The organism is Actinomadura sp. KC345 (genome assembly GCF_004348515.1).
GTDB lineage: Bacteria > Actinomycetota > Actinomycetes > Streptosporangiales > Streptosporangiaceae > Spirillospora.
Genome location: NZ_SMKH01000304.1, coordinates 1 through 9,029 on the forward strand (window position 1 = coordinate 1; position 9,029 = coordinate 9,029).

Here is a 9,029-nt window from a genome sequence, read left to right on the forward strand (position 1 = left end):
CCCCCCGTGCCCGTGCCGCTGACCCGCAGCCGCCACCACCCCACGCGCCAACCGCCCCGCACGCAAGACGGCCGCCGACCCGCTCCCCACCCCGAACACTTGGCACCCACACCCGCACCACGCCATCCTGGAGACCAGCGCAAGGAGGGGGCGACCCGATGAGCGAAGACTTGGCCGCCGTCATCGCCGAGCAGCTCAGGCGATCCGGGCAGACCAGCACCGTCTACCACTCGTCCGACGAGCGCGACCGCCTACGCACCGCCGGACGCCAAGCCGGACGACGCCTAGACCGCCCCGTCCGAACGTTCGACACCGCCGCCCGGCACCCACGCTGCGACGCCGACCAATGCGGCGCCGTCCTCATCGCCCTCACCGATTGGGGCACCAACCCCCTAGAGCGCCAACTGGCCGAGACCCGCGCCAACAAGGCCATAGACCACGCCCTAGACGGCCCGTAGCCAGCGGCAACCGTTCCGGGCCGTGGCCCGCACATGGCCCGCGAACAGCGAGCACCAGCGGAAACCAGCACGCACCAGTGAGACAAGATCAACGCCAGTACTAGGCCCCCTGGCGCCAGAAACCGCAGGTCAACCCGCTTCCAGGCACGTCAACGGGGCGGCACCCGATCTCTCGGATACCGCCCCGCCAGAGCACCGATTCACTTGCGGCGTGTTGTCGTTATCCGGCCTGCCATGACAACAACACGCCGCAAGTCAACGGTGTGTTGCCCGGCGGCGTCAGATTCGGCGGAGGCGGACGCGTTGGACGGCGTGTTCTCTGTCCTTGTGGAGGACGAGGGTGGCGCGGGCGCGGGTCGGGAGGATGTTGGAGACGAGGTTGACCTCGTTGACGTCCCGCCAGATCCGCTGGGCGAACGCGGCGGTCTCGTCCTCGTCCAGCTCGTGCGCGTACTTGTGGAAGTAGGAGCGCGGGTCGGTGAACGCGGTGCGGCGCAGCGCGAACAACCGGTCGATGTACCACTGCCGGATGTCCTCGACGCGGGCGTCCACGTAGATGGAGAAGTCGAAGAAGTCCGACACGCCGAGGCTGCCGGCGGGCGGGGCCTGCAGCACGTTCAGCCCCTCGACGATCAGGATGTCGGGACGCCGGACGGTCTGCGTCGCGTCGGGGACGATGTCGTACTCCAGGTGCGAGTACACCGGGATCGCGTGCTCGCTCGCGCCCGACTTGATGGCGGAGACGAACCGGACGAGCGCGCGGCGGTCGTAGGACTCGGGGAAGCCCTTGCGGTCCATGATCCCGCGCTCGGACAGGATCGAGTTCGGGTACAGGAAGCTGTCGGTGGTGACCAGTTCCACGGTCGGGTGCTCGGGCCAGCGGGCCAGGAGCGTGCGCAGCAGCCGGGACGTGGTCGACTTGCCGACCGCGACGCTGCCCGCCACCCCGATGATGAACGGGGTGGGCCGCACCTCGCCGCCGAGGAAGCCGCTGACGGTGTCGCGCAGGCGCCCGTCCGACTGGAAGAACAGGTTGAGCAGCCGGGACAGCGGCAGGTAGATCTCCTCGACCTCGGTGATGTCGATCGGGTCCTTCAGGCCGCGCAGCGCGTCGAGTTCACCGGGGGTGAGCGGCAGCGGCGTGTTCGCGCGCAGGCCGCGCCAGGCGACACGGGAGAGTTCCACGTAGGGGCTCGGCACGGTGTCCCATCCGCTCGTCATGGCTGAACAGTAACCGGGCGCTTCTTTCGGTCACCGGGTTTTCACGGATGGTCCACGCTAGCGTCATGCCTTCTCGTCCCGTGCCGGTAGGTCCCGGGCGGGACACCGAATAGAGTTGCCGCCATGTGCGGAATCGTGGGGTACGTAGGCGGCCGGCCGGCGCTCGACGTGGTCGTGGAGGGACTGGCGCGGCTGGAGTATCGCGGCTACGACTCGGCCGGGGTGGCCGTGCTGGCCGACGGGAAGCTGGCCACGGCCAAGCGCGCGGGCAAGCTCGTGAACCTCCGGGGCGCCCTGGAGGACGAGCCGCCGCCCGAGGGGACGCTCGGCATGGGCCACACGCGGTGGGCCACGCACGGTGCGCCGAACGACCGGAACGCGCACCCGCACGTCGACTGCACCGGTTCCGTCGCCGTCATCCACAACGGGATCATCGAGAACTTCGCCGAGCTGCGGGCGGAGCTGGAGGAGAACGGGCACCGGCTCCTGTCCGACACCGACACCGAGGCGGTCGCTCACCTCCTGGAGGACGAGGTCAAGGCGGGCGGCGGCCTCGTCGAGGCGATGCGCCGTGTCTGCCGCCGGCTGGAGGGCGCGTTCACGCTGGTCGCGGTGCACACCGGCGATCCCGACCTGGTCGTGGGCGCCCGCCGGAACTCGCCGCTGGTCGTCGGGGTCGGCGAGGGCGAGAACTTCCTCGCCAGCGACGTCGCCGCCTTCATCGCGCACACCCGGAACGCGATCGAGCTGGGCCAGGACCAGATCGTCGAGCTGCGGGCCGGCGGGGTGACCGTCACCGACTTCGAGGGGCGTCCCGCCGACGTGAAGGAGTACCACGTCGACTGGGACGTGTCGGCCGCGGAAAAAGGCGGTTTCGACTACTTCATGCTCAAGGAGATCGCCGAGCAGCCGCAGGCGGTCGCGGACACGCTGCTCGGCCGGATCGGCGCCGACGGCCGGCTCCACCTGGACGAGATGCGCATCCCCGACCGGGAGCTCCGCGAGGTCGACAAGATCATCATCGTCGCGTGCGGGACGTCCTACCACGCCGGGCTGATCGCCAAGTACGCGATCGAGCACTGGGCGGGGCTGCCCTGCGAGGTGGAGCTGGCCAGCGAGTTCCGCTACCGGGACCCGATCCTGTCCCCGTCGACGCTGGTCATCGCGATCTCCCAGTCGGGGGAGACGATGGACGCGCTCATGGCCGTCCGGCACGCCCGCGAGCAGAAGGCCAAGCTCCTCGGCATCTGCAACGTCAACGGCTCGACGCTGCCGCGCGAGTGCGACGGCGTCCTGTACACGCACGCGGGGCCGGAGATCGCGGTCGCGTCCACCAAGGCGTTCCTCACCCAGCTCGTCGCCGTCTACCTCATCGCGCTCTACATCGCGCAGGTCCGCGGCACCAAGTGGGGGGACGAGGTGTTCGCCATGGTGCAGCTCCTGGAGCGGATGCCGGAGAAGGTGGAGAAGGTCCTGGAGACGATGGAGCCGGTCCGTGAGCTGGCCCGGTCGCTCTCCGGCGAGCACTGCGTGCTGTTCCTCGGCCGTCACGTGGGCTTCCCCGTCGCCCTCGAAGGCGCGCTGAAGCTGAAGGAGCTCGCGTACATGCACGCCGAGGGCTTCGCCGCCGGGGAGCTGAAGCACGGCCCGATCGCGCTCATCGAGGAGGGCCTGCCGGTCGTGGTCGTCGTGCCGCCGCGGGCGCGGGAGGTCCTGCACGACAAGATCGTGTCGAACATCCAGGAGATCCGGGCCCGGGGCGCCCGCACGATCGTGATCGCCGAGGACGGGGACGAGTCGGTCGAGCCGTACGCCGACACGCTGATCGGCGTCCCGGCCGTCCCGACGCTACTGCAGCCGCTGGTCACGACCGTCCCGCTCCAGGTGTTCGCGTGCGAGCTGGCCAGCGCGAAGGGCCACGACGTCGACCAGCCCCGCAACCTCGCCAAGTCCGTGACGGTCGAATAGCCCGGAACCTCCCGGCGGCGGCCCGCGTCCCAGACAGGTCGGGCGGGCCGTTTGTCGGAGGTGACCGGGTGGCGGAAAACGGCGATCTGGGAGTCGAGGCGCGCGGGGTGGCGCGGCGCTTCGGACCCGTGCAGGCACTGCGCGGACTCGACATCACCGTCCCGTACGGGCAGGTCACCGCGCTGGTCGGGCCGAACGGCGCGGGCAAGACGACGCTGCTGCTGATCCTCGCGACCCTGCTCGCCCCCGACGCGGGCACGGTGCGGATCGGCGGGCACGACGTCCGCGCCCACCCGGACCGGGCCCGCGACGCGCTCGGCTGGATGCCGGACACCTTCGGCGTGTACGACCAGCTCACCGTGGACGAGTACCTGGCGTTCTTCGCCGACGCCTACGGGGTGCCGCGGGAGGAGCGCCCGCGCAGGCTCAGGGCGCTGCTCAGTCTCGTCCACCTGGAGGACCGGCTCGGGCAGCCCGTCCACGCGCTGTCGCGCGGGCAGAAGCAGCGGCTCGGGCTGGCCCGCGCCCTCGTGCACCGGCCGCGCGTCCTGCTGCTCGACGAGCCCGCCTCCGGCCTCGACCCCCGCTCGCGCATCGAGCTGCGCGACCTGCTGCGCTCGCTCGCCGCCGACGGGGTCGCGGTGCTGGTGTCGAGCCACATCCTCAGCGAGCTGGAGGAGATCGCCGACCGGGTCGTGCTCGTCGACCACGGGCAGACGGCCGGGGACCACGCGATGACGGACCTCACCGGCGCCGTGGCGCGCGTCCGCTGGCGGATCCGCTCGCTCGACCCGGAACTGCTCGCCCGCGCGCTCGCCGCGGCCCTCGGCGGGCGGACGGACCTCGAACCGGTCAGCGACCTCCCGGGCGGCGCCGAGGCCGGCCCGCTCACCGAGACCGAGGCCGCCGGGCTGCTGGCCGAGCTGGTCGCCGCGGACGTGCCCGTCACCGGCTTCGGTCCGGCCGGCAGCGCCCTCGAATCGGCCTACCTGGCGATGACCCAGAACCGGAGGTGAACGGCCATGACCGCGCGCGGAATCGGCCTGGTGGCACGGCAGGAGATCAAGACCCGGCTGCGGACGGGACGCTGGAAGACGCTGCTCGCCGTCTGGTTCGTGGCCGTCAACGGGCTCGGCGTGCTCTTCGGGCTGGCCGTGCGGGCCGGCGACAGCTCCGACTTCGGCGATTCGGGCGTGCCGGTGTTCGGCGGCGTCCTGCTCGGGGTGCTGGTGCTGACGCTGCTGGTCACCCCGGCGCTCAGCGGCCAGTCGATCAACGGTGACCGGGAGCGCGGGACGCTCGCCACGCTCCAGGTCACGCGGCTCGCGCCGGGCGACATCGCGCTGGGCAAGCTCGTCGCCGCGTGGGGAACGGGTGTGCTCACGCTGGGGCTCACCCTGCCGTGCGTGCTGTGGCCGGTGGCCACGGGCGCGGTCGGGCCGGGCCGCGCGCTGGTCGTCCTCGGCGTCATCGTCCTGCTCATCGGCGTGGTCTGCGCGGTCTCGCAGGCCTGGTCGGCGCTGCTGTCGCGCAGCATCACCTCGGTGCTCATGTCGTACCTGACGGTCTTCGGGCTGCTCGTCGGCACCCCGCTGCTGTTCATGATCGGGACGGCGCTCACCGCCGAGCGGATCGACCACGGGGAGCACACGCACACCAAGGAGCACACCGAGCGGGTGTGGTGGCTGCTGGCCCCGAACCCGGTCGTCGTGCTCGCCGACGCGGCCCCGCGGCTTCCCGAGCGGCGGATCCTGGTCGGCGACCACGTGATGACGAGAACGCCGTCGGACGACCCGCTCGGCGGGCTGAGCCGGGACGTGCGCGAGATCCGCCACGGCGACGGCGACGACGGCGGCTCCCTGTACGGCGACGGCTCGCGCGACGAAGAGGACGGCAAGGCCGTGTGGCCCTACGGGCTCCTTTTCAACCTCGCCCTCGGCGCCGGTGCGATCCGCGTCACGACCTCCCGGTTGCGGACACCCCTCCACCGGGTTCCGAAAGGCGTCCGCGTGGCGTGAAAGTGTGCCCGGACTGATCATCGGATGGAAATTCGCCGGACGAGATCAGGCCGGGCATGAAAATATTCGGTGTGCGGCGGTGCGGAACGCATTCAACGGCGCTGAACGCAATTCTCCGATCAAGATGAGATTCTCAATGCCGCCGCAACTTGCAGGGAACCTTTCAGGGGCCGTCGAAACGTCCCCTCCTGGCCTCCTCGGTGAACCTGCGCCATTCGGCGAGACCGAACGCGAGGTGGGCTGAGGTGTCCTCGGTGTCCCGCACGCATATGGCCTCCACGTCCATACGTGCGACCTCGACGCACCCATTGCTCGCGCCGCATCGAGCGCTCCTCCTCCATCGGGAGAGCGGTGTCCGATCGAAACTCATGCCGGCTCCTGCCTTGAAAGTTGCCTTGCCCCTCGGCCGTGCTGCCGGTGCCAAGCACAAGGTAACAAGATCACAAAAAACTCCTGATCACCTGCGGTCAGTGCGATGCGCGGGTGTCAGGAGTGGCGAGGTAGAGCCAGAGTTTCGGCTGTGAAGGCAACGAGCCGAGTCCGTGCGTGGACCCGGCTCGTCCACTGCGGCGCCCCTCCGAGCCCTCAGCGGGCGGCGGACGGGCTATCGCCGCGTCTCATCGCCCCAGGTCGAATTCACCCTTCTTGGCTCGTCCGAGGAACTCCCGCCACTCTCCCTGGGAGAACGACAGGACAGGGCTCTGCGTGCCGTGCTTGGCATCACGCGCCCCAATGAAATGGGACGAACCGGCCAGAGTGGCGACTTCGACGCACGTGTTGCTCGCCCCGCAGTGGGCGCTTCTCCTCCATTGCGGAGCAGGGCTGACGAAAGGGGACACTCGATGCCTTTCACAAGGATTGAGCCCCTTCGCGGGCCCTACCAGGCGTCTCTGGCCTCGATGATGCGCCGCCGTGACTCGGTGGCGTCCAGGGCCTGATCGGCCAAGCTTGAATAGGCGAGCCTGTACATATACGTAACAGTCTCGTCCGCGAAGTGGCTGATTGTCAGGGATTCGGTGTGCACGATATCAGGGAAAACGATGTCGTGCACCGGTGAGAATTCCAGAAGTATAAACGACTCAGCCAACACCGAGTGTGCGACACCCAAAGGCAGGATCTGCAAAGTCACGTGCGGAAGCTCGGTCATCCGGCACAGATGTTCGAGCTGCTCCCGCATGACCTTCTGGTCCCCGATGCGGCGTTGCATAACCGCCTCGTCGAGAACCACGGACAGTTCCAGCGGATGTGAACCGTGCAACAGCTCCCGCCGCCGCATTCGGACCTCCAGCCGGCGCTCGAGTTCCTGCGGCGGCAGGGTGGCGAGATCGCTCCAGCCGCCGATCACATGCCGGGCGTAACCCTCGGTCTGCAGCAGCCCCGGGAACACGGTGCTGCCCCATTCCCGGACGGCCGTGGCCTCGGACTCCAGGGCGATGAAGTCGGCGAGCTCGCTCGGCAGGTCGCGGTATTCCTCCCACCATCCCCGCTGCGCGGCGTCGTGCGCCAGGGAGATGAGGTCGTCGCGGCGGGCGCCGTCGATCTCGTACAGGTCGAGGAGGCGCCGCACGTCGCCGATCTTCGCGCCGGTCCGCGCGTTCTCGATCCGGCTCACCTTGGCGGTGGACCAGGTCAGCCGATCGGCGACCTCGTCCCCCGTGAGCCCCTTCCGCTCGCGCAGTCTCCGTAGTTCGGCGGCCAGCCGCCGCTGCCGGACGGAGGGACCACGGGAAGTGCTCATTGCTGGGGCCTCTCCAGTCCCGGCGGACTGATCTGGGCGCATTCTGCCGCACCGGGGCGCCGCAGTGCGAATACATCGGACCGGATGAGGAAGATTCTACGACCGATCATTCTTTCCCGCACATGACACCGAAACTTGCAGTGCAACGTACAAATACCCCGGAGGCGCGGTTGCGGAGTGCATTCACGTGGCACGCTGAGTGTGTGATCGGCTTGGGGAGCGGCGGATGAGGTACGCGCACGAGGTCGGCAAGGTCCGGGCGGCGGAGCAGGCCCTCATGGCCCGGCTCCCGGACGGCGCCCTGATGCAGCGGGCGGCCACCGGCCTGGCGTCGGTCTGCGCCCGCGTCCTGCCCGCCGTGTACGGGGCGCGCGTCGTCCTCCTCGTGGGCGGCGGCGACAACGGCGGCGACGCCCTCTACGCCGGGGCCCGGCTCGCCCGGCGCGGCGCCCGCGTCAGGGTCGTCCAGGCCGGCACCAAGATCCACCCCGGTGGGCTGGACGCCCTCCGGGCGGCGGGCGGCCGCGTCCTCCAGGGCGGCGAGGCCGCCGCCATCGAGGCCGCCGACCTGATCGTGGACGGCCTGACGGGCATCGGCGGCACGGGCGGACTGCGCGAACCCCACGCCCGGTACGCCGCGCTGGCGTCGGAGTCCACCGGGCTCGTCATCGCCTGCGACGTCCCGTCCGGCGTGGACGCGAGCACCGGCCGGGTCGACGGCGCCGCCGTCCACGCCGACGTCACCGTCACCTTCGGGACGCACAAGCCGGGCCTCCTGATCGACCCGGGCGCGTCCCACTGCGGTGTGGTCGAACTGGTCGACATCGGACTCGGCCCCGACCTGCCCGACCCGGACGTCGTCGCCGCACGCCCGGCGGACGTCCGGCCGCCCGAGCCCGGCCCCGAGTCCGACAAGTACCGCCGCGGCGTCGTCGGCATCCTCGCCGGAGGCGACGAGTTCACCGGTGCGGCCGTCCTCGCCGCGGGCGGCGCCCTCCGCGGCGGCGCCGGCATGGTGCGCTTCGCCTCCGTCGCCCGCCCCGTCGAACTCGTCCGGCAGCGCTGGCCCGAGGCCGTCACCACGGTCATCGACCCCGGCCCCCGCGACCCGAAGGTCCTCGAACGCGTCGGCCGCGTCCAGGCGTGGGTCGTCGGCCCCGGCCTCGGCACCGGCGACGCCGGCGAGTCGCTCCTGGAGGCCGTCCTCACCACCGAGCTGCCCGCCCTGGTGGACGCCGACGGCCTCACCGTCCTGTCCCGCCGCCGGGACCTCCTGCGCCGCGCCGCCCCGACCGTCCTCACCCCGCACGCCGGCGAGCTGTCCCGCCTGATCGCCGCCGACCGCGAGGACATCGAGGCCCGCCGCCTGGAGCACGTCCGCCGCGCCGCCGCCGAACTGTCCGCCACCGTCCTGCTCAAGGGCTCCACGACCCTGGTCGCCGAACAGGACCGCCCCGTCCGCGTCAACCCGACCGGTACCCCCCGCCTGGCCGCAGCCGGAACGGGCGACGTCCTGTCCGGCCTGATAGGCGCCCTGCTGGCCGCCGGCATGCCCGCCCTGGACGCGGCCGCGGCCGGCGCCTACCTGCACGGCCTGGCCGCCCGCCTGGCTTCGGCCCCCGCCCC

The 9,029-nt window shown here is 70.9% G+C and carries 9 protein-coding genes; 5 read left to right on the forward strand and 4 right to left on the reverse strand.

What is annotated here, in order from left to right; genetic code table 11:
• Window positions 1–158: 158 nt before the first annotated feature.
• Window positions 159–458: a hypothetical protein gene (locus E1281_RS33080; protein WP_131883650.1), complete on the forward strand. Its 300-nt coding sequence runs from the start codon at window positions 159–161 to the stop codon at window positions 456–458.
• 279 nt (window positions 459–737) lie between these two features.
• Here the strand turns inward: E1281_RS33080 and coaA are convergent, their stop codons facing one another.
• Window positions 738–1,679, reverse strand: coding sequence for a type I pantothenate kinase (gene coaA / locus E1281_RS33085; RefSeq protein WP_131883651.1), 942 nt, complete (start codon window positions 1,677–1,679; stop codon window positions 738–740).
• Between the two features lie 123 nt (window positions 1,680–1,802).
• On the opposite strand from coaA, the gene glmS reads away from it, so the two are divergent.
• The 3 genes from glmS (at window position 1,803) to E1281_RS33100 (ending at window position 5,665) form a co-directional block, all read left to right on the forward strand.
• Window positions 1,803–3,647 carry a glutamine--fructose-6-phosphate transaminase (isomerizing) gene (glmS, locus tag E1281_RS33090; protein WP_131883652.1) on the forward strand — a complete coding sequence of 615 codons (1,845 nt, stop codon included), beginning with the start codon at window positions 1,803–1,805 and terminating at the stop codon, window positions 3,645–3,647.
• A 68-nt stretch (window positions 3,648–3,715) separates the two neighbouring features.
• Complete coding sequence (locus E1281_RS33095; RefSeq protein WP_243717666.1) at window positions 3,716–4,663, forward strand: ABC transporter ATP-binding protein; 948 nt, start codon at window positions 3,716–3,718, stop codon at window positions 4,661–4,663.
• A gap of 6 nt (window positions 4,664–4,669) precedes the next feature.
• Window positions 4,670–5,665, forward strand: a complete 996-nt coding sequence (locus E1281_RS33100; protein WP_131883653.1) for an ABC transporter permease — start codon at window positions 4,670–4,672, stop codon at window positions 5,663–5,665.
• A gap of 163 nt (window positions 5,666–5,828) precedes the next feature.
• Here the strand turns inward: E1281_RS33100 and E1281_RS42715 are convergent, their stop codons facing one another.
• From E1281_RS42715 to E1281_RS33115, 3 genes are all read right to left on the reverse strand, one after another.
• Window positions 5,829–6,035, reverse strand: coding sequence for a DUF397 domain-containing protein (locus E1281_RS42715; RefSeq protein ID WP_131883654.1), 207 nt, complete (start codon window positions 6,033–6,035; stop codon window positions 5,829–5,831).
• 247 nt (window positions 6,036–6,282) lie between these two features.
• The gene (locus E1281_RS33110; RefSeq protein ID WP_131883655.1) at window positions 6,283–6,504 is read right to left on the reverse strand and encodes a DUF397 domain-containing protein; all 222 of its coding nucleotides are present in this window, start codon (window positions 6,502–6,504) and stop codon (window positions 6,283–6,285) included.
• Window positions 6,505–6,542: 38 nt separating this feature from the next.
• A complete protein-coding gene (locus tag E1281_RS33115) occupies window positions 6,543–7,403 on the reverse strand; it encodes a helix-turn-helix transcriptional regulator (RefSeq protein WP_131883656.1) in 861 nt (286 codons plus the stop codon).
• A gap of 226 nt (window positions 7,404–7,629) precedes the next feature.
• Here E1281_RS33115 and E1281_RS33120 point away from each other — a divergent pair.
• A partial coding sequence (locus E1281_RS33120) for an NAD(P)H-hydrate dehydratase (RefSeq protein WP_131883657.1) occupies window positions 7,630–9,029 on the forward strand: 1,400 nt, incomplete at its 3' end.